This window comes from Paracoccus sulfuroxidans (assembly GCF_007830335.1).
GTDB lineage: Bacteria > Pseudomonadota > Alphaproteobacteria > Rhodobacterales > Rhodobacteraceae > Paracoccus > Paracoccus sulfuroxidans.
Genome location: NZ_VLKU01000006.1, coordinates 213,411 through 232,738, shown reverse-complemented (window position 1 = coordinate 232,738; position 19,328 = coordinate 213,411). Strand labels below are relative to the sequence as shown.

At 62.3% G+C, this 19,328-nt stretch carries 22 protein-coding genes; 18 read left to right on the top strand and 4 right to left on the bottom strand.

What is annotated here, in order from left to right:
- Window positions 1–202 precede the first annotated feature (202 nt).
- From IQ24_RS11420 to IQ24_RS11385, 8 genes are all read left to right on the top strand, one after another.
- Window positions 203–1,117, top strand: a complete 915-nt coding sequence (locus tag IQ24_RS11420; RefSeq protein WP_145398083.1) for a dioxygenase family protein — start codon at window positions 203–205, stop codon at window positions 1,115–1,117.
- 61 nt (window positions 1,118–1,178) lie between these two features.
- Complete coding sequence (locus IQ24_RS11415; protein ID WP_158637515.1) at window positions 1,179–2,162, top strand: ABC transporter substrate-binding protein; 984 nt, start codon at window positions 1,179–1,181, stop codon at window positions 2,160–2,162.
- 80 nt (window positions 2,163–2,242) lie between these two features.
- Window positions 2,243–3,079, top strand: a complete 837-nt coding sequence (locus IQ24_RS11410; RefSeq protein WP_145398081.1) for an ABC transporter ATP-binding protein — start codon at window positions 2,243–2,245, stop codon at window positions 3,077–3,079.
- A gap of 11 nt (window positions 3,080–3,090) precedes the next feature.
- Entirely contained in the window at window positions 3,091–3,987 is an 897-nt protein-coding gene (locus IQ24_RS11405) for an ABC transporter permease (protein WP_145398080.1), read from the top strand.
- Window positions 3,988–4,060: 73 nt separating this feature from the next.
- Window positions 4,061–4,864 carry an SDR family NAD(P)-dependent oxidoreductase gene (locus IQ24_RS11400; RefSeq protein WP_145398079.1) on the top strand — a complete coding sequence of 268 codons (804 nt, stop codon included), beginning with the start codon at window positions 4,061–4,063 and terminating at the stop codon, window positions 4,862–4,864.
- A gap of 10 nt (window positions 4,865–4,874) precedes the next feature.
- Entirely contained in the window at window positions 4,875–5,771 is an 897-nt protein-coding gene (locus IQ24_RS11395) for a beta-keto acid cleavage family enzyme (protein WP_145398078.1), read from the top strand.
- A 15-nt stretch (window positions 5,772–5,786) separates the two neighbouring features.
- On the top strand, window positions 5,787–6,803 hold the full coding sequence (locus tag IQ24_RS11390; RefSeq protein WP_145398077.1) for a quinone oxidoreductase family protein: 1,017 nt from the start codon (window positions 5,787–5,789) through the stop codon (window positions 6,801–6,803).
- 4 nt (window positions 6,804–6,807) lie between these two features.
- Window positions 6,808–7,143, top strand: coding sequence for a cupin domain-containing protein (locus IQ24_RS11385; protein WP_145398076.1), 336 nt, complete (start codon window positions 6,808–6,810; stop codon window positions 7,141–7,143).
- 4 nt (window positions 7,144–7,147) lie between these two features.
- Here the strand turns inward: IQ24_RS11385 and IQ24_RS11380 are convergent, their stop codons facing one another.
- Window positions 7,148–8,047: a LysR family transcriptional regulator gene (locus IQ24_RS11380; protein ID WP_145398075.1), complete on the bottom strand. Its 900-nt coding sequence runs from the start codon at window positions 8,045–8,047 to the stop codon at window positions 7,148–7,150.
- 119 nt (window positions 8,048–8,166) lie between these two features.
- On the opposite strand from IQ24_RS11380, the gene IQ24_RS11375 reads away from it, so the two are divergent.
- The 8 genes from IQ24_RS11375 to IQ24_RS11340 all read left to right on the top strand — a co-directional run bounded on the left by IQ24_RS11375 (window position 8,167) and on the right by IQ24_RS11340 (window position 15,228).
- A complete protein-coding gene (locus tag IQ24_RS11375; protein WP_145398074.1) occupies window positions 8,167–9,099 on the top strand; it encodes a VOC family protein in 933 nt (310 codons plus the stop codon).
- A gap of 29 nt (window positions 9,100–9,128) precedes the next feature.
- Window positions 9,129–9,380: a DUF1427 family protein gene (locus IQ24_RS11370; protein WP_145398073.1), complete on the top strand. Its 252-nt coding sequence runs from the start codon at window positions 9,129–9,131 to the stop codon at window positions 9,378–9,380.
- A 26-nt stretch (window positions 9,381–9,406) separates the two neighbouring features.
- The gene (locus tag IQ24_RS11365) at window positions 9,407–10,102 is read left to right on the top strand and encodes a hydrolase (protein WP_145398072.1); all 696 of its coding nucleotides are present in this window, start codon (window positions 9,407–9,409) and stop codon (window positions 10,100–10,102) included.
- Window positions 10,103–10,184: 82 nt separating this feature from the next.
- On the top strand, window positions 10,185–10,874 hold the full coding sequence (locus tag IQ24_RS11360; protein WP_145398071.1) for a YoaK family protein: 690 nt from the start codon (window positions 10,185–10,187) through the stop codon (window positions 10,872–10,874).
- A 98-nt stretch (window positions 10,875–10,972) separates the two neighbouring features.
- Window positions 10,973–12,835, top strand: coding sequence for an amidohydrolase (locus IQ24_RS11355; RefSeq protein WP_199756548.1), 1,863 nt, complete (start codon window positions 10,973–10,975; stop codon window positions 12,833–12,835).
- 2 nt (window positions 12,836–12,837) lie between these two features.
- The gene (locus tag IQ24_RS11350; protein WP_145398069.1) at window positions 12,838–13,251 is read left to right on the top strand and encodes a DoxX family protein; all 414 of its coding nucleotides are present in this window, start codon (window positions 12,838–12,840) and stop codon (window positions 13,249–13,251) included.
- Window positions 13,248–14,828: an MFS transporter gene (locus tag IQ24_RS11345; RefSeq protein WP_145398068.1), complete on the top strand. Its 1,581-nt coding sequence runs from the start codon at window positions 13,248–13,250 to the stop codon at window positions 14,826–14,828. The genes IQ24_RS11350 and IQ24_RS11345 overlap by 4 nt, the downstream gene beginning before the upstream one ends.
- A 25-nt stretch (window positions 14,829–14,853) precedes the next feature.
- Window positions 14,854–15,228, top strand: a complete 375-nt coding sequence (locus tag IQ24_RS11340; RefSeq protein ID WP_145398067.1) for a DoxX family protein — start codon at window positions 14,854–14,856, stop codon at window positions 15,226–15,228.
- Between the two features lie 50 nt (window positions 15,229–15,278).
- Here the strand turns inward: IQ24_RS11340 and IQ24_RS11335 are convergent, their stop codons facing one another.
- A complete protein-coding gene (locus IQ24_RS11335) occupies window positions 15,279–16,205 on the bottom strand; it encodes an alpha/beta hydrolase (protein WP_145398066.1) in 927 nt (308 codons plus the stop codon).
- A 56-nt stretch (window positions 16,206–16,261) separates the two neighbouring features.
- On the bottom strand, window positions 16,262–16,897 hold the full coding sequence (locus IQ24_RS11330) for an SDR family oxidoreductase (RefSeq protein WP_145398065.1): 636 nt from the start codon (window positions 16,895–16,897) through the stop codon (window positions 16,262–16,264).
- Window positions 16,898–17,038: 141 nt separating this feature from the next.
- Between IQ24_RS11330 and IQ24_RS11325 the strand changes: the two genes are divergently transcribed.
- Window positions 17,039–17,962, top strand: a complete 924-nt coding sequence (locus IQ24_RS11325) for a LysR family transcriptional regulator (RefSeq protein ID WP_199756547.1) — start codon at window positions 17,039–17,041, stop codon at window positions 17,960–17,962.
- A 78-nt stretch (window positions 17,963–18,040) separates the two neighbouring features.
- On the top strand, window positions 18,041–18,319 hold the full coding sequence (locus IQ24_RS11320; RefSeq protein ID WP_145398063.1) for an SH3 domain-containing protein: 279 nt from the start codon (window positions 18,041–18,043) through the stop codon (window positions 18,317–18,319).
- Between the two features lie 16 nt (window positions 18,320–18,335).
- Here the strand turns inward: IQ24_RS11320 and IQ24_RS11315 are convergent, their stop codons facing one another.
- Window positions 18,336–19,286, bottom strand: a complete 951-nt coding sequence (locus tag IQ24_RS11315) for a LysR family transcriptional regulator (protein ID WP_145398062.1) — start codon at window positions 19,284–19,286, stop codon at window positions 18,336–18,338.
- Window positions 19,287–19,328 lie beyond the last annotated feature (42 nt).

Sequence of the window (19,328 nt, the reverse complement as noted above, 5' to 3'; positions counted from 1 at the left end):
TGACGGAACGGCTTTCGATCAAGGGGTTCTGTCCCCTCTTTATGCACCATTAACACAAACCGTTGACAGCGTGCAATCGTTCGCACTATGTTTGTGCAATCGTTCGCACAATCTTCGCAGGACGCCCGACAAGGATGACAGGCGTCAGACCCAAGGGAGGAGGCAGAGGTTCACCCCTCGCCTAGAGAGGATGACGAAGCATATGACCGCAATTGAAACTGACCTGCCCAAGATCGTTGAAAGTCAGGCCACCCTGACCGGAATCGTGCTGCGGGCCATGGCCAATACCGACAACCCACGCCTTGCCGAAATCATGCGTTCACTTGTGACGCATCTGCATGATTTCGCTCGTGAAGTTCGTCTGAGCGAGGCCGAGTTCGACACTGGCATCGACTTCCTGAACCGCATCGGGCAGGCGACGAATGACAGCCATAACGAAGGCATCCTGATGTCGGATGCGCTTGGTTTTTCGACCCTCATCTGCCTGTTGAACAACGGCGATGACGGCGCGACGGAAACCGACGCGGCGCTTCTTGGGCCGTTCTGGCGGATGAATTCGCCGCGCACGGAAAACGGCGGCTCGATCGTGCGCTGCTCGACCCCCGGCGCGGCACTCTTTGCCGATATCACCGTGGTTGATGAAGCGGGCCAGCCCATTGAAGGCGTCGATGTTGATGTCTGGCAGGCCTCGACCGTTGGGCTTTACGAAAACCAGGATGCCGATCAGGCGCATATGAACCTGCGCGGCAAGTTCACGACCGGCGCGGACGGCAAGATCACCTTCCGGTCGATCAAACCGGCAGGCTACCCGGTGCCGACCGATGGACCGACCGGCGATCTTCTGCGGGCGCAGAACCGCCATCCCTATCGCCCGGCCCACGTCCACCTTCTCGGCTTCAAGGAAGGTTACAAGACGCTGATCACCCAGATCTTCGTCGACAAGGACAGCAATCTGGAAACTGACGTCGTCTTCGGGGTGACCCGCGCGCTGGTCGGCGATTTTCAGGAAGGCCAAGGCCCTGCGCCTGACGGGACGGACGGTCCCTGGTACCGGCTGGAACACCGGCTGACGATGAAACCCGGAGAGGCGCTGCTGCCAGTGCCCCCGATCAAATGAGCGCCAAGCGCCACCTACACACCAACACCAATGTTTCTGGGAGGAAACTATGAACTCGTTGATGAAAACGACCGTTGCTGCCCTTGCGCTGACTGTCGGCACCAGCTTTGCCGCCTCGGCCGAGGATGTGACCATCGGCACCGGTTATGGCATCGGGTTTCTGCCGCTGCACATCCTTGACGCCAAGGACCTGATCGAGGCCCGCGCCAAGGAAGCAGGCCTTGATCTGACCCCGACCTATCAGCGCATCTCGGGTTCCGCCGCGATGCAGGATGCGGTCATCTCGGGTTCGGTTGATCTTGGTGCTTACGGCGTCCCGGCGATCCTGATTGGCTGGGACAAGACGCGCGGCAAGATCGTCGGCGTGGCGGGCGTCAATGCAAGCCCGCTGACGCTTCTGACGAACCGCGAAGGCGTCACCGACCTTAAGGGCTTTGCTGAAACCGACCGGATCGCGATGCCCTCGCTCGTCTCGCCGCAGATGTATGCGCTGCAAAAGGAATCCGAGGCGGAATTCGGCGAAGGCCAGCAGGACAAGCTGCGTCAGCAGGTCGTGGCCCTGCCCCACCCCGAGGCGCTGAACAGCATCACCGCAGGCGCGACCGAGGTGAACAGCTATTTCGCCGCACCGCCCTTCACGCAGATCGCGCTGAAGAACCCCAAGGTTCACGCCGTCATCGACTCCAACAAGATCTGGGGTGGCCAGTCGACCTTCCTGGCCTTCGCCGCGAAGACCGATTTCCTTGAGGAAAACCCGAAGGTTGCCGATGTTGTCATCGCTGCCCTTGACGATGCCGCGAAGCTGATCCGCGAAAACCCGGAAGAGGCCGCCGACATCTATCTGGCTGCCGAGCCGTCGAAGCTGATGACGAAAGAAGACCTCGTCGCCTTCCTGCGTGAAAATGCCGATGATTTCGGACCCGAGGTTCACGGCGTTCAGGCCTATGCTGACTTCATGGCCCGCCACGGTGGGCTGAGCAAAGCACCCGCGAATTGGCAGGAGGTCTTCACCTCTGCCGCACTGAAAGGGCGTGAGGGGTCTTAACCCCTCACCACCCCCATCCCCCCTTAGAAGACTGACCCTTGTCACCCACCGGACGACCCCATCCACCGGGAGGAGAACCCATGTCTTATCAAGATCCTACACGACTAGACAGCGGCATCACCACGGGCACCGCCCAGAGTGTCGCAGCGCCGAATTCGCTGCTGAATATCAACGGCGTCACGCTTCAGTATAAAACCCCCGAACACCTCGTCACCGCGACCTATCGGGTGACCTTCGACATCCATACCGGCGACCGTTTCGTTCTGCTTGGGCCGTCGGGTTGCGGGAAGTCGACGCTTCTGAAATCCATCGCAGGGTTCATGCCGCCGGTCGAAGGCGACATCGAGCTGAAAGGCCGCAAGGTGAAGCGCCCCGGCCCGGACCGCGCCATGGTCTTTCAGGAATTCGACCAGCTCCTGCCCTGGAAAACCGTGCGCGAAAACGTCGCTTTCCCGCTGAAGGTCAACGGCGTGTCGAAGGACGAAGCCGACCAGCGCGCCATGCAGATGATCGAAAAGGTCAATCTGACGAAATTTCTGGACGTCTATCCCCACATGCTTTCGGGCGGGATGAAACAGCGTGTGGCGATTGCCCGCGCCATGGCGATGCGTCCCGATGTGCTGCTGATGGACGAACCCTATGCCGCGCTTGATGCCCTGACCCGCCGCAAGATGCAGGATGAACTGCTGAGCCTGTGGGAGGATCTGCGTTTCACGCTGGTCTTCGTGACCCATTCGATCGAGGAAGCCGTGCTGATCGGCACCCGCATTCTGGTCCTGTCGCCGCATCCCGGTCAGGTCCGCGCTGAAATCAACACGCATCAATTCGACAGCCGCAACGCCGACAGCCCCGAATTCGCCGCGACCTGCGCGCGCATCCGCGGAATGCTGTTTGGCGACGCCGAAACCGCGCATTGAGGGAGGGAAAGATGGCACAGAATACCGCAACCGCCGACAATTTCGACACGGTCATCCGCGCGGAATATGAGCGCACGGATATCGGTGACGCCAAGCTTGAGGACGTGCAGCGCAAGCTTCCCTTGTCCGAAACACTCTGGAATTCGTCTGCCTTCCGCAAGACGCTGATCCTGCTCGCGCTCGCGATCATCTGGCAGATCTATGGCGTCTGGCTCGACAACCCGATGATCTTCCCGACGCTGACCGATACACTCGGTGCGCTTTGGGCCAATATCGTCAATGGCACCATCCCGACCCGCCTGATCGCGACGCTGAAGGTGCTGGTCGTCGGCTATGTGATCGGCGTGATCCTTGCGACGATCTTCACGACCATCGCAGTGTCGTCGCGGATCGGCACCGACCTCTTGTCGACGCTGACCGCCATGTTCAACCCCCTGCCCGCCATCGCGCTGCTGCCGCTTGCGCTGCTGTGGTTTGGGCTTGGCACGCCGTCGCTCGTGTTCGTGATCGTGAACTCGGTCCTTTGGGCGGTGGCACTCAACATGCATACGGGCTTCCTGACTGTCAGCGACACCATGCGGATGGCGGGCCAGACCTTCGGGCTGCGGGGCATGCGCTATGTCGTGCAACTGCTGATCCCGGCGGCTTTCCCGGCAATCCTTGCGGGCCTGAAGATCGGTTGGGCCTTCGCCTGGCGGACGCTGATCGCGGCGGAACTCGTCTTCGGTGTCTCCTCGGGTCAGGGCGGTCTTGGCTGGTTCATCTTTGAGAACCGCAACCTCCTTGACACCCCTGCCGTCTTCGCCGGTCTTCTGACGGTCATGTCCGTGGGTCTTTTCGTCGAAGGCGTGATCTTCCGCTTCATCGAAAACCGCACGGTTCGCAAATGGGGCATGCAGCGCGGCTGATCCCGCTGATCCCCCTTGTGGCGGGATGCCCAAACATCCCGCCCGCTCCATCCAGATTTCAAAGGACAATCCGATGACCATCCAGGACCCCAAGACCGCCACGTCCGAACAGCCAGCCGGCACGTTCCCGCACCGCCTTGACGGCAAGGTCGCGCTGGTCGTCGGCGGAACCGGCGCAATCGGCACGGCGACCGCGAAACTTCTGCGCGACGCGGGCGCGAAAATCATCGTCACCTATCGCGACCACCCGAAGATCGACGCCGAACTGAAGCGCCTTGCGGAAACCCTTGGCGACGATGTGACCACGCTGCCCGCCGATGTGGCCGACACGCCCTCGCTGATCGCGCTGCGCGACACCATTCAACGCGATTTCGGGCGGCTCGATATCCTGATCAACAGCGCGGGCTATACCGTGCCGGTCAAGCACAGCGACCTTGATGCGCTGACCGATGAGCTGATCGACCGCATGTTCGAAGTGAACTGGCGCGGTCAATTCGCAGCGATCCGCACCTTCGCGCCGATGCTGAAGGAAAGCGGCGACGGGCTGATCGTCTCGCTCTCCTCCATCGCGGGCACAAATGGCATCGGCTCTTCCATCGCCTATTGCGCCGCAAAGGCCGGGATCGATGTGATGACCAAATCGCTTGCCCGCAGCCTCGCACCCGAGATCCGCGTTCTCGCCGTCTCGCCCGGCGTCGTCGATACCGAATTCGTCGCCGGTCGCGGCGCTGATTTCAACACCAAGGTTGCCCAGACCATCCCCGTTGGCCGCGTGGCCAGCGCGCAGGATGTCGCGGCCGCCATCACCTCTTGCGCCACCATGCTGACCTATTCCACCGGCCATAATATCCTGGTCGATGGCGGTCGCTCGCTCTGAGGACGGCGTCATGAAAGACCCATTGCAACGCGTCATCATCACAGCCGCGATCACCGGCAACCTGACGCGCCCCGAACAGACCCCGTACCTGCCGATCACGCCGCAGCAGATCGCAGAGTCCGCCCTTGGCGCGGCGGAGGCTGGCGCGGCCATCGTCCACCTGCATGTTCGCAACCCGGAAACCGGCGCGCCGTCGATGGAGCTTCAGCTTTACCGCGAGGTCGTGGACCGCATCCGCGACAAGAACGATCAGGTCGTCATCAACCTGACGACCGGCCCCGGTGGGCGCTATGTCCCGTCCGAGGATGATCCCGCCAAAGCCGGTCCCGGCACGACCCTGCTGCCGCCCGAGGCGCGCGTTGAACATATCGCGGAACTTCGCCCCGATATTTGCACGCTGGACCTCAACACCATGAACTCGGGCGGTCAGGTCGTCATCAACACGCCCGGCAGCATCCGCCGCATGTTCAAGGTCATCCAGGAAGCCGGAGTGAAGCCCGAATACGAACTCTTCGATTCCGGCGATATCGCGCTGCTGCATGATCTGCTGGCGGATGGGCCCGCGCCGGATCACCTGCTGACCTCTTTCGTGATAGGGGTGAAATACGGCTTCCAGCCCACGCCCGAGACCGTCCTTTATGCGCGCAATCTTCTGCCGAAGGGCGCGGATTTCACCGCAATCGGCATCGGGCGTCATTCCTTCCCGATGGTCGCGCAATCCTATCTGTCAGGCGGGCATGTCCGCGTCGGGCTTGAGGATGCCGTTTATATCGACCGGGGCGAGCTTGCGCCCACCAATGCCGCGCTGGTGCAGAAGGCGCGCCAGATTGTCGAAGCCCTTGGAGGCCAGATCGCGAGCGCGCAGGAAGCGCGCCAGATGCTGCGCCTGAACCCCACCCCAGTTTGAGCGAGGATGAAACCCATGACCAGCTACAGTGACATTCAGCCCGGAACCGCTGGCCAAGGCCTGCGCTTGAACGCCAAGGCCGCGAGCTATGATCAGATCCAGCTTGATCTTGAAGATTGCGCGCTGCGTCAGGCCATGCCGACCGATGTCGTCGTCGAAATCCACGCCGCCGCCGTGAACCCATCGGATGCCAAGGCCGCAACCGGCCTCATGCCCTATGCCGTCTTCCCGCGCACGCCGGGGCGTGACTATGCGGGCAAGGTCGTCGCGGGGCCGGAGCATCTGATCGGCAAGATGGTCTTCGGATCGTCAGGCGATCTTGGCATCCGTCAGGACGGCTCGCATGCCGCGCATATGGTGGTTGAAGCTGATGCGGTGGTCGAAATTCCCGCAGGCGTCACCGCAGCCGAAGCCGCAGGGATCGGCGTCCCCTTCGTCACCGCATTGGAGGGACTGAAACGCGCGGGCCTGCCGCAACCGGGTGAGACCGTGTTGATCCTTGGCGTCAACGGCAAGGTCGGCCAAGCAGCGGCGCAAATCGCGACATGGCGCGGCGCGCGCGTCATCGGCACGGTGCGGCGCGAGGAAGGCTATGAAGGCCATTCGAGCGCCCCGATCGATGTCGTCGTCTCCGGCGAAGGCGCAGCGGAACGTATCCGCGAACTGACCGGTGGCAAGGGCGCCGATATCGTCTTCAACACCGTCGGCGACCCGCTTTACGAACTCGGCCAGAAGTCGATGGCGGTCGGTGGCCGCGCGATCTTCATCGCGGTGATTGATCGCTATGTGACCTTCGACATGCTCGCCTTCTACAAGGGCCGCCACACCTATGTCGGCATCGACACGATCTCGCTTGGCTCGGTGGCCTCGGGGGCGATCCTGCGCGAGCTCAGTGACGGTTTTGCCTCGGGCGCGCTGAAACCCTTCCCGATCCAGGACAGCGCGACCTACCCCTTGGACCGCGCCTATGACGCCTATCAGGCGGTCATGGGATCGTCGCGCGACCGCGTGATCCTGCTGCCGCACGGCTGAAGCCATGCATGTCACCCGCATTGCCGAGGCGCCCGCATATCAGGCGCCCGGCCATTCCCAGATGACCATGCTGCGGCTTCAGGGGAAAGAGGCGGGGCCTGCCGATACGATGTGGCTGGCCCTGTCGACGATCCAGCCGGGCGGGGGGATCACGCTGTCCTCTTCTGGCGCGGAGAAGTTCTATGTGGTCGTCGAAGGTGAGGTCGAAATCTCGAACGGCACCGAGACCCATCTTCTGCGCCTGCATGATTCCTGCCGCATCGCCCCCGATGAGCCGCGCCAGATCCGCAACACCGGGTCACACCCGGCCCGGCTGCTGCTGGCCATGGCGCTGACGTGACGGGTCACTCGATGGCCATGACCAGAGGCGAGATCTGTTGCTCGAAATAGTTCGAAAACGAAGCGATACGCGGAGGAAGCGAATGATAGGGCGGATAGAACAGCGTCAGCCACAGCTCTGGCGGCTGCCATTGCGGCAGGATCTGGACCAGGCGTCCCTGCCGGATCAGCTCGGCCACGATGAAGACGGGCAGCATGGTCACGCCCGCCCCGTCAGCGGCCAGCCGTGCCAGAACATCGCCGTTATTGGCGCTGATGCCATGCCCGGCCTCGACCGTGTAGCTGGCCTTGCCATCGGTCAGCTGCCATTGCTCATTGTTGCTGCTGCCGCTGAAGGCAAGGCAACCATCCGGCGACAATTCGGACGGGTGGGTCACGCTGGCCCAACGGGTGCCCGGCGCGGTCACAAGAATGCGGCGAATGACGCAGATCTTGCGCCAGATCGTGAACTTGTCCGAGGGCGGGCCGGAAATCCGGACCGCAAGGTCGAAATCCTCATCAATGACGTCCAGAAAATGGTCGGTCAGGACGATCTGCACGTCGATCTTGGGATAAAGCTCGCGAAAGCCGCCGATGATCTGCGGCAGGACCTTCTGCCCCAGCGACATCGGCGCGTTGATCCGCAACAGCCCCTCATCGGCCTTATGGGCGTTCAGGATATCCGTCCGCGCCTCCTCCAGCGAGCGGATGGCGGGCGAGATGCGCGCCGCAAAGCTGGCCCCGTCATTCGTCAGCGACACCTGCCGCGTCGTGCGCACGAAAAGCTGGACGCCCAGACTATGCTCAAGCGCGGCAATGGTGCGCGTGACCGAGGCCGGGGTCGCACCCAGTTCACGCGCGACCTGCGCGAAATTCTTGCGCTCGGCCGCCAGAAGGAAGGTTTTGAGGGCTTTCAGCTCATCCATTGATTATTGCACCAAGCGGAATACACTCGACAGTTTTATTGCAATTCTATGCAATTATCAACGGTTCTATCTTCCTCATAAGCGAACGAGGCAACGCGCCTCAGGAAAAGGGGAATGGGATGCTTCATCAGATCAAAGGCCTGCACCACGTCACCTCGATGGCGGCAGATGCGCAGGAAAACAACGGATTTTTCACGAATGTGCTGGGCCTGCGCCGCGTGAAGCAGACCGTCAACTTTGACGAGCCCAGCGTCTATCACCTCTATTACGGCGATGAGGTCGGCACCCCCGGCACCGTGATGACCTATTTCCCCTTCCCCAATATGATGCAGGGCCGCGCCGGCGTCGGTGAAGTGAGCGAGACCCAGTTCGCGGTTCCGAAGTGCACGCTGGGGTACTGGAAAGATCGCCTGACGGCCTATGGCGTCAGCGGCCTTTCGCAGGATCAAAGCTTCGGCGCGAACCGCCTGCGCTTTCAGGGTCCGGATGGCGATGGTTTCGCCCTGATCGAGGCCGAGGATGACGCCCGCACCGGCTGGACCGGCAATGGCGTGGCCGAGGCCGAAGCGATCCGCGGCTTCAGCGGCGCGAACATGCGCCTGCAGGATATCGGGGCGACCGCCGAACTGCTGAAATTCATGGGCTATGAGGAAGCTGAAAAGCGCGGCGACACCACGCGGCTGATCATGCCGGGCGGCAATGGCGCCGACACGATCGACCTGGAAGCGCTGCCCAGCAGCCAGTTCGCCCGCCAGGGTGCCGGATCGGTCCATCACATCGCCTTCGCCGTCGAAGACCGGGCCGCGCAGCTTGAGGTGCGCAAGGCGCTGATGGACACCGGCTATCAGGTCACCCCCGTCATCGACCGCGACTATTTCTGGGCGATCTATTTCCGCACGCCGGGTGGCGTCCTGTTCGAGATCGCCACGAATGAACCGGGCTTCGACCGGGACGAGGACACCGCGCATCTGGGCGAGGCGCTGAAGCTTCCGTCGAAATACGCGCCCTATCGCGACCAGATCCAGCAGAACCTGCCCCCGCTTGGCAATTAAGGCGCGGGCTTGCAGACAAGAGGAACAAGATGCCGTCTTACACCCCCTATATCCTGTCCCTTGCCGTCGGGCTTGGCATCGGCGTCATCTACGGCCTGCTGGCGGTGAAATCGCCAGCGCCGCCAATCATCGCGCTGCTGGGCCTTCTGGGAATTCTGGCGGGTGAGGCGGCGGTTCAATGGCTGCGTGGCGACAAAAATGTCGTCCAGTCCTGCCTGCACGAAAAATCCTTCTCGACCGCCGCCCGTCTGAACGACGCGGCAGACCGCAAAAACAGCTGATCCCTTTCACACAGGAAGAAAACACCATGTCGAATCTTGAAGTTCTGACCCCCGAAAACAGCCAGCTCATCATCATCGACCAGCAGCCGCAGATGGCCTTCGGCGTCCAGTCGATCGACCGCCAGGTGCTGAAGAACAACGTCGTCGGTCTGGCGAAATCCGCCCGGATCTTCAACATCCCGACCACGATCACCACCGTCGAAACTTCAAGCTTCTCGGGCGAAACCTTCCCCGAGATCCTGGATGTCCTGCCCGATGCCACCATTCTTGAGCGGACCTCGATGAACTCCTGGGATGATCAGAACGTCCGCGACTCGCTGGCGAAAGGCGCAGCCGAAGGCCGCAAGAAGATCGTCGTCGCGGGTCTCTGGACCGAGGTTTGCAACCTGACCTTCGCGCTGTCGGCAATGAAGGACACCGATTACGAGATCTATATGGTTGCCGATGCCTCGGGCGGCACCACCGCCGAAGCCCATCAATGGGCGATGGAGCGGATGGTTCAGGCGGGCGTTATCCCGGTGACCTGGCTACAAGTGCTGCTGGAATGGCAGCGCGATTGGGCCCGCAAGGAAACCTATGACGCAACCATCGCGGTCGTGGCCGAACATGCGGGCGCTTACGGCATGGGCGTCGATTACGCCGCGACCATGGTCCACAAGGCCCCCTCGCGCAGCAAATACAACGGCAAGCGTCTGGCACCGAATCCCGCCAAAGACGTTTGATCCTTGGAAACGTCCCCGGCGTTCTGCGTCGGGGACGTTTGCGCGAGCGCAAACCAGTGGATGGCAAAGAAAGGCCCTGTCGATGAAAAACTCCGTTCCCATGCTTCTGAGCTTCAACGGCGGCTATGTCGATACCATCGGCTTTCTGACCTTGCAGAACCTCTTCACCGCCCATGTCACCGGCAACTTCGTGATGATCGGCGATGCACTGGCCAATGGCAGCACCGGCATTTTCGCCAAGCTTCTGGCGCTGCCGGTCTTTTGCGTCACGATTCTGATCAGCCGCTCGATCATGCTGCGGCTGGCCGCGTCAGAGCATCGCGCCATGCGGACCATGCTGGTCGTCAAGGTGCTGCTGTTCGCGCTTGCCGCCGCCATCGCCATCAACCACGGCCCCTTCAGCGTGCCTGACAGCTCGGCGCTGATCGTGACCGGAATGCTGCTGGTCGCCGCCATGGCGATCCAAAACGGTATTCACCGTGTCCACCTAAAGGACGCGCCGCCCACGACCCTGATGACTGGCACGACCACCCAGATCATGCTGGATCTGGCGCTGCTCATGTACCCGCAAGCCAAGGAAGACCCCGCCGTGATCAAGGCGCGCATGGCGCGTTTCCTGATTGCGGTCGTGGTCTTTGCCCTGGGCTGTGCGCTGGCCGCCGGGGCCTATGTCCTTGTGGGCCTTTGGGGCTATTTGATTCCCCCGCTGGTCGCGCTGGCCGTCCTTGCGGTCCACAGCGGCCCCTCCCCGACCACCCCCCAAGCAGCCTGAGAGGAGGACCGATGAAATTGTCACGCCGACAAACGCTCGCCGGTGCTGCCGCAACCTCGCTTCTCTATTCCGCCAAAGCTCACGCGCAGGAGACTTCGATGCCCGACAAAGACCTGATTATCGTGAATGCCAAAGTCACGACGATGGACCGCCAGAACCCGGTCGCCGAAGCGGTTGCGATCCGGGATGGCAAGTTCCTTGCCGTCGGATCCGAGGCCGAGGTTCGCGCCGCCGCCCCCGAGGCCGAGATGATCGATGCAGGCGGTCGCCGCATGATCCCGGGCCTCATCGACAGCCACACCCACATCATTCGCGGCGGCCTCAACTACAATATGGAACTGCGTTGGGACGGCGTGCCGAGCCTTGCCGAAGCCATGCGCATGCTGAAGGAACAGGTGGCAAAGACCCCTGCCCCGCAATGGGTGCGCGTGGTCGGCGGCTTTACCGAAAACCAGTTCGCCGAAAAACGCCTGCCGACCCTGGATGAGCTGAACGCCGTCGCGCCCGACACCCCGGTCTTCATCCTGCATCTTTACGACCGCGCGCTGCTGAATGCGGCCGCCCTGCGCGTCGTGGGCTACACCAAGGACACGCCGAACCCTCCGGGTGGAGAAATTCAGCGCGACGCCAAGGGCAACCCCACGGGCCTGCTGCTGGCGCAGCCGAATGCGACGATCCTTTATGCGACGCTCGCCAAGGGGCCGAAGCTTGATCAGGACTATGCGCTGAACTCGACCCGCCATTTCATGCGCGAGCTGAACGGGTTGGGCGTCACCTCGGTCATCGATGCGGGTGGCGGGTTCCAGAACTACCCCGACGATTACGAGGTCATCCAGAAGCTGCATGAGGACGGCGATATGACCGTCCGCATCAACTACAACCTCTTCACGCAAAAGCCCAAGGAAGAGCTTCAGGACTTCTCGAATTGGGTCAAGATGATCAAGCCGGGTCAGGGCGACGACACCTATCGCCATAATGGCGCGGGCGAGATGCTGGTCTATTCCGCCGCCGATTTCGAGGATTTCCGTTTCGAGCGTCCCGAGATGCCGCCGAATATGGAAAGCGATCTGGAGCCGGTCGTCCGACTGCTGGCCGAAAACCGTTGGCCCTGGCGTCTGCACGCGACCTATGACCAGACGATTGACCGGGCGTTGAACGTCTTTGAAAAGGTGAACAAGGACATCCCCTTCACCGGTATCAACTGGTTCTTCGACCATGCCGAGACGATCAGCGAACGCAACATCGACCGCATTGCAGCCCTTGGCGGCGGCATCGCGGTTCAGCACCGCATGGCCTATCAGGGCGAATATTTCGTCGAACGCTACGGCGCGAAAGAGGCCGAGCATACGCCGCCGATCAAGCGCATGATGGAGGCCGGTCTGCCGGTCGGCGCGGGCACGGACGCGACGCGGGTCGCAAGCTATAACCCGTGGGTGTCGCTGTCGTGGCTGGTCACGTCGTCAACCGTGGGCGGGCTGAAGCTTTACCCGGCGGCGAACCGTCTGGATCGCGACACCGCGCTGCGTCTCTGGACCGAAGCGAATACCTGGTTCTCGCGCGAGCAGGGGAAGAAAGGCCAGATCAAGGAAGGCCAGCTTGCCGATCTCGCGCTGCTGTCGGACGATTACTTCTCGGTCCCCGAGGCAGAGATCGCGCATCTGCGCGCGGTGCTGACCGTGCTTGGCGGCAAGGTCGTGCATGGCGACGGCGACTTCCGCCCGATGGCCCCCGACCTGCCCGCGCCGATGCCCGACTGGTCGCCCGTGCGTCAGTTCGGCGGCTATTATCGCAGCGCCGAAAAGGATCAGGGGACCGCGACCAAATTCGCCGCCGCCTGCGGTTGCGCGTCAAGCTGTGGTGTCCACGGCCATGACCACGCCGCCGCCCTTGGCGCGAATGTGCCCGCCCGCGATGCCCGGACCTTCTGGGGATCCTTCGGCTGCTCTTGCTGGATGGTCTGACCATGACGCCAACCTTCGTTTCCAATCTTCTCGACGCGCGCTGGTTTGCGCGCGTCGCCGCGATCCTGCTGACATGGCCCTTCTGGCTCAGCGGGTTCGAAAAGCTCGGCAACCTGCCGGGCGCCTTGGGCGAGGCGCAGCATTTCGGGCTGGAGCCCGCATGGCTGGTCGTCGCCGCAACCGTGCTCGTCCAGATCGGCGGATCGCTTCTGGTGATCTGGGGCCGGATGGCGTGGCTCGGCGCGGGGGCCTTGGGCGTCTTCACCACCGCCGCGACCCTGATCGCGCATCGTTACTGGGACATCGCCGATGCGACGGCACGCTTCCATGACCGCAACACGTTCATGGAACATATCGGGCTGCTTGGCGGTCTGATGATCGTCGCGATTTTCTGGCACCGTGAAAGAGACGTATGAACACCGCATCTGAAACCACAAAGGGCCCGCTCAGCTATCCGGTTTTCCGGGCCCTTTGGATCGCGACGATCATTTCGAATATCGGGACGTGGATGAATGATGTCGGCTCTGGCTGGCTCATGACGTCGCTGTCGCCAAGCCCGCTGATGGTGGCGCTGGTGCAGGCGGCGACCACGCTTCCCATGTTCATCCTGTCGCTGCCCGCAGGCGCGCTCGCCGATATCATCGACCGCCGCAAGATGCTGCTTGGCGCGCAGGTCTTGGGCATGATCACGGCGGCGCTGCTGGCTGTCACCACCGCGCTTGACCTGACGACGCCGTGGGTGCTGCTGATTGCCACCTTCTTCATGGGCGTGGCCGCAGCGCTGAGCGGACCGATCTTTCAGGCCATCGTGCCGGAGCTGGTCGAAAAGCCCGCTTTGCCGGATGCGATTGCGCTGAACAGCCTTGGTATCAACATCTCGCGCGCCATCGGTCCCGCACTTGGCGGGGTCATTGTCGCGCTTGCAGGCATTCCGGCGGTTTTCGCGCTGAACGCCGTGTCGGTGATGGCGGTGCTGTTCGTGATCTACCGTTGGGACCGCAAACCAAAGCAAAGCCAGCTTCCGCCCGAGCTTTTCATGGGTGCGATGAAAGCGGGCGTCCGCTATGCGCGCTATTCGCCCGCGATGCATGTCGTCCTGATCCGCGCCCTTGGCTTCTTCATCTTCGGCAGCGCGCTTTGGGCCATGCTGCCCCTGATCGGTCGGCGAGAGCTTGGCCTCAGCGCCGCAGGTTACGGCGCACTTCTCGGCGCGATGGGCGTCGGTGCGATTGTCGGGGCCTTGTTGCTGAAGCGCCTGCGGACGCGGGTGCCTGCCAACACCGTCTCGATCGGCTCGACGCTGCTTTTCGCGCTGGCGACGCTGTCGCTTGCGCTGATCCCGAATGCTTGGGTCGGCGGCGCGGTCATGTTCGTCGCGGGGCTTGCATGGATCGGGATGATGACATCGCTGAACGTCGCGGCGCAGATGGCCTCGCCCGGATGGGTGAAGGCGCGGGCGCTGGCGATCTATCTGCTGGTCTTTCAAGGATCGATGGCGGCGGGCAGTGTGATCTGGGGGACGGTCGCGTCCAATGCGTCGGTGCGCACGGCGCTGGTGATCGCCGCCTTGGGCCAGATCGCGGCGCTGGCGCTGGCGTTCCGCTGGCGGCTTCCGAAAGAGGCGGCGACGGATCTTTCGCCCTCCTATCATTGGGCCGATCCGGTCGTTGCGGTTCCGATCACCGATGACCGTGGCCCGGTTCTGATCGAGATCGAATATCGCGTCGATCCCGCCAATCAGGCCGAATTCGTCGCCCTTCTGCGCCAGTTCAGCCGGACCCGGCAACGCGACGGCGCCATCCGCTGGGATGTGTGGGAAGACGTGGCCGAGCCCGGTCACATCATCGAAGCCTTCATCGTGGAAAGCTGGGTCGAGCATCAGCGGCAACACCAACGCACCACCCATGCCGACGAACTCGAGCAAGCCGAATTGCACAAATACCATCTGGACGCGGACCCTCCCGTCGTCCGGCACGCTTTGCGACCACATTAACCCTTGCTGTGAACTGGGAACATCCATGCAAAATATCGAAAAATTCCGCCCTTACGCCCTCAGCCTGCTTCGGATCGTGACCGGGCTGGTCATCTTCAGCTACGGCGTCCAGAAGATCCTGGGCTTCCCGGCCGCTGAAGGCCCACCCGTCGGCTCGATGGCCTGGATTGCGGGGATCTTTGAGCTGATCCTTGGTTTTCTGGTTCTGATCGGCTTCAAGACGCGCATCGCCGCCTTCATCCTGTCGGGCGTCATGGCGTTTGCCTATTTCATGGCGCATGGGCCGCAGGGCTTTTTCCCAGCCCAGAACGGCGGCGTGGCCGCCATCCTGTTCTGCTTCATCTTCCTTTACCTCTCGGTCGCCGGTCCCGGCCCGCTGAGCGTCGACCGGGAGGCCTGAGGCGTTCCAAAACGCAAGCGCGCGACCAGATGGCGCGCGCTTGTCACTCGTCAGAGGTTTTCCTTGTAGAACGGCACCAGCTTGGCCAGCGCCTGCGCAACCGGTTCGGGCTTGTCGTAAAGGTCGTAATGCGACCAGCCTTCGATCACGACGAACTCTTTCTTCTTCGACGCCGCGCGGCCGACGATTTCGCTGCCGTCGCGATAGGCCCCGAAGGCGCCGACCTTGTCGCCGACCACGACGCACAGCGGCTGCGTCAGCAGAACCTCGGCCAGATGGAACGCGTCCCAACCCACCGCCGCCGCCTGATGCGAGGGGACCGAGCGGTTCAGGCCATGCGGCTTCTGCCCGCGCGGGGTCCGGTAGTACTTGGTCGCCTCGTACAGATCGCGGTCGGTGATGCCGCGCCGTTTTGCTTCTTCGGGCGAGGGCGGCAGCAGATCGTTGACCTTGACCGCCTCGCCCCGCGCCTCCGCCGTGCGTTGCTTGGCCATGTCTTCCAGCGCGCCAATCGGGTCGTAGTTGACGAAGCCTTCGCGCATCAGACGACCATAGTTCGCGCCGGTCACGGTGCCGACCGCCTTGATCCGGCGTTCGGTCATCGCGGCATTGATCGAATAACCGCCGCCGCCGCAGATACCCAAAACACCAATCCGGTCTTCGTCCACATAGGGCAGAGTCACCAGATAGTCGGTCACGTGGCGGAAATCCTCGACCCGCTGAACCGGGTCTTCGATGAAGCGCGGCTCACCGCCGCTCGCGCCCTGAAAGCTCGCGTCAAAGGCGATGACGACGAAACCTTCCTTGGCCAGCGCCTCGCCATAGACGTTGCCAGAGGTCTGTTCCTTGCAGCTTCCGAGCGGATGGGCGCTGATAATCGCCGGGTATTTCTTGGTTTTGTCGAAATTCGGCGGGAAATAGATATCGGCTGCGATATCCCAATACATGTCGTGATTGCGGATCATAATCGATTCCATCGGGCAATCTCCTCAATGAATGTGAGAGTCAAAGGTTGGGGACGGGGTTGGTTCCGTCACATGAAGGCCGGTTTGTCGCCATCGGTGCCCGGCTTGTTGATGCCGATGCTGCGACCACCCAAAGCGCGATTGCTTTCGATCAGGTCGACGACCACGGCGGCGACGCTTTTGCGAGAGATCTCGGTGCCCTTGAAAGGCTCGTGGCGCTCGGTCGTCTCATAATCGACTTCATCATTGTCGGTCAGCCAAGCCGGACGCAGGACCGCATAGTCCAAGCCCGACGCCTCGATCAGATTGGCGGCCTTGCGATAGGGCGGGATATAGGCGCCGATTTCGCGGTTGTTCCATTCGCCGAACTTGCCCGGCACCTCGTCATAAATGCCAAGGGTGGTGCAGAAGATCAGCTTGCTCACGCCCGTCCCCTGCATGGCTTCGATGATGCTGGCCGCCTGAGCGTCGACATCTCCGGCGAGGTTTGCGTAAACCACGTCCTGCCCCGCCACGGCCTCTTTCAGCTTCGCGGTATCAAGCACGTCGCCCTCGATCACGCGGGCATTCTTCGGGGCATTGCGGCCCAGTCTGGAGGCATCGCGCAGGAACAGCGTCATTTCGGTATCCGCGCGATCTGCCAGCATGTCGATGACGTGCCGGGCGATCTGCCCGCTTGCGCCGAGGATCAGAACTTTCGTCATGGCTTCATCCTTTATCTTCGGCCTTCGGGGGCCGGTCAGGGTTTCGTTTATCAACTGCACTTACAAATAGAGAATTGGATTGGCCTGAAAAACCGGCCATAGCTTCATTGACCTTGAAGTCTGACTTCACAGTGGATGCGCATGGATCGACTTCTTCTTCCCGCAATCGCCGCCTTCGCCGAAGTCGCCCGCGAAGGCAATTTCACGCGGGCGGCGGCGAAACTGAGCATTTCCCCGTCCGCGCTGTCGCAATCGATCCGCGCGCTCGAAGAAAAGCTGGAGGTCAGGCTGCTCAACCGATCGACCCGCGCGGTGTCCATGACCGAAGCCGGTCGCGATTTGCTGGCGCAGGTCGACCCGAGCCTTGCGGCGATCAAACTCGCGGTCGATGCGCTGCAGGATTCAGGCAACCGTCCTGCGGGTGAGGTGCGGATCAACAGCTCCCGCGTGGCCGCAAAATATCTGCTTCTGCCGCATCTCGCGGAATTTCATCGCAGATATCCCGAGATCCGTCTGGAAATCGTCGTTGAAGATGAGTTCGGCGACATCATCCGCGAAGGCTGTGACGCAGGCATTCGGCTGCGCGAGGCCGTGGGCGACACGATGATTGCGGTCCCGCTCTGCCCGCCGATCTCGCTCGCCATCGTGGGCGCGCCCAGCTATTTCGCCGCGAACCCGCCCCCGCGCAGTCCAGCCGACCTCGTGAACCACGATTGCCTCGGCCTGCGCCACGGCATGAGCAGCACGATTTCGCCTTGGGAATTCACCGATCCCGCGAGCGGCAACGATCAGCATTTCCAGCCGCAGGGATCATTCACCGTCAACAGTGACGACCTGCTGATCGATGCGGCACTGGAAGGCGTCGGGCTTGCGATGCATATGGATTTCGCCGTCCGCAGGCATCTGAAAACCGGCGCGCTCGTCCGGGTGCTCGCCGATTGGTGCCCGCCCTTCGATGGCTTCAACCTTTACATCCCGACCCGCGACCAGATGCCGCCAAAGCTGCGCGCGCTGGTCGATTTTCTGACCGAGAAGCGGAGGGCGATGGCCACACCGAACCGATAGGGCACCCTGCCCCGCACCTCCCTGCTGTCATTTGGCGCGGCAATGTCATAGTGATGGCAAAACGATTCAGGTCTTGCCATGCGAACTCATCTTGCTGCTCTTCTTGCTCTCACGATCGCTGCTGGCTGTGCGGTGGGTTCTGGCGCAGTGGTCAAGGGTGCCGGACCGGACGACCTGCTGAAGCTTCGCGCGGGCCCCGGCCTCAACCACAGGATCATCATCGGGCTGCCCGACGGAACGCGTGTCACTCGCCACAAGTGCATGGAGAACAACGGCAAAACCTGGTGCTGGGTCTCGCTTGCAGACCGCCCCAATGTGTCGGGATATGTTTCGGCAGAGTATCTGGCGATTCGCTGACGGCGATATGTCGGGCTTATCCCCGCCTGCGCGTCACCTGCTGCTCATGATCCATCCGCGCCTGCAAGCGCGCCAGCTCCGAAGTCAGGAAACTGGCGAACTGAGCGGCCGACGGCGGCCCGCTGCGATCCTTGGGGCGGATGATGCCAAGGCGACGCGCGGGATGCTCGATCTTCACCGGCAGCGCGTCGATACCCATGGTCTTGCGTGACATGAAGACCACCGAATAGGGCAGCACTGTCAGCGAATCCGATCCGACCAGCACGCTGAGGATCGAGGCCAGCGACCCGCCCGAGAAATTCACGCGGAAATTCTCCTGCCCGATGGAGCGCAGGGCAAGCTGTAGGTCCAGATAGAGCGGGCTGTTCTCGGGCGGGGAAATCCACTGATAGGGCCGGATATCGTCCATGGTGATCGCGCCGCGCCGGATCAGCGGATGCGAGGCGCGGCAGGCGACGACGTTGCGACCGGCCAGGACCGGCGTGAACTCCATATCCTTGGGCGTCATGCTGGGGCTGAGGGGGGCAATCGCCAGATCCAGCGCGCCATTGCGAAGCTGCGTGAGAAGCTCGTCCAGATAGCCATAGGACTGGTCGATCTGCACGTCAGGCTCATGCGCCTGAAAATCAGCGACCATGGTCGAAATGACGCCGTCCATGAAAATCGGCGTGCCCCCGATCCGCAACCGGCCTGCATGACCCGCGCGGTAGCGGGTCAGAAGCTGGCTGGCTTCTTGGTTCAGGGACCGGATCTGCGCGCCGATGCGGGCCAGCGACTGGCCAAGCTCCGTCGGGCGAAGCGGTCGGCGGCCGGGTTCGAATAGCGGCATCCCGACGCGATCCTGCAGAAAGGCAATCGTGCGCGAGACGGAAGGTTGGGACTTCCCCAAAGCCTCCGCCCCTTCGGTCAGCCCGCCCTTTTCGACGATGACCGCGAGGATTTCCAGATGATCACTGTCGAGTTTCATAACTTGAAGCTATATTACATTCCGAACATCCGATCAATATGC